Genomic DNA, 1012 nt, shown 5'->3' on the forward strand with positions numbered 1-1012 from the left:
GCCCGACGCTCGGCGCACCAACGACGAGGCCCTGCTCCAGACCGGCGTGCTCCATGTATTCGGCGACATCGTTCACGTCGGATCCGGCGTAGGCCTGGGTTCCGTAGGTCCAGGGCGTGAGCTTCCCGTCGAGGTAGACGAAGCCGATTCCCGGCGGCGAGATCGCTACCGCCGCCGTCGTGGCGCCGGGCAGGTACCGGCTCGGGTCGCGGCGGAACATCGCCTCGCGCCGCTGGTCGTCGGAGCCGCCGGGCAGCGTCGCGTCCGGACGGGCCTGCATGGCAGCGAACGCGGCGGCCACGATGACCTTCCGGATCCCGGCAGGGCCGCGTCCGTTTGCATGTGGGCGATGCGGTAGGCGAGCGCCGGGTCGGTCGCGATGAGGGAGGCAGCCTCCTCGTAGGCGGCCGTCTCCAGGATGCGGGCGGCGGCCTTGTAGCGCGCGGCGTTGGCCGCGGTGGACAGGCTGTCGGAGGGGAGCGCCAGCAGGCTCTCCATGATAGGATCCAACTTCGGGTCAGCAGGCGGCCGCGCCCTGCAACGGACAACCCCCGGTCAGGCGCCCCCCAGGAACATGCCGAGGGCCCACACCACCTTGCAGCCGACATGCGCGAGCTGGTTCTGGTTGTAGGTCAGGCGGCCTCGGCATTTGGTCACGTCGATCGCGAAGTGTGCGGCGAACTCGGACATGGCGAGTGCCGGCGACGCCGTCGCCAACCACACCGCGCCCGCAAGGATTCCTGCATGGGATGCCATGGCACCGGGCCATATCGTCTCGCCGGGCACGAGCTTCAGCGTCGGGTTCTTTGCCTTGGAGAGCCAATCGCCCTGCAGGGGATAGTCGGCGACGGCATGCCCGATCAGCATCAGCGACTGTGTTGGGCGTCAAGCGGTTTGCCATGGTTTCTGATCCCGGATCATGGCGTTGAGGATGGTGAGGAGCTTTCGGGCGACGGCGATGACGGCGACCATCTTTGGCTTGCCGGCGGCGACCAGCCGGTCGCGGAACAGC

Annotated in this window: 2 protein-coding genes and 1 pseudogene; all 3 read right to left on the minus strand. The window is 68.8% G+C overall.

All coding sequences use genetic code 11. From position 1 onward, the window contains the following. Positions 1 to 301, minus strand: a 301-nt coding sequence (locus MKL09_RS01035) for a hypothetical protein (RefSeq protein WP_244017141.1), incomplete at its 3' end; no start/stop codon positions are given. A gap of 254 nt (positions 302 to 555) precedes the next feature. Beyond that, positions 556 to 867, minus strand: a complete 312-nt coding sequence (locus MKL09_RS01040; RefSeq protein ID WP_244017143.1) for a DUF3307 domain-containing protein — start codon at positions 865 to 867, stop codon at positions 556 to 558. Positions 868 to 885: 18 nt separating this feature from the next. Beyond that, positions 886 to 1012 (minus strand): annotated as a pseudogene (locus MKL09_RS01045) (IS110 family transposase); the annotation flags it as partial.

The organism is Methylobacterium sp. J-048 (genome assembly GCF_022829515.1).
GTDB lineage: Bacteria > Pseudomonadota > Alphaproteobacteria > Rhizobiales > Beijerinckiaceae > Methylobacterium.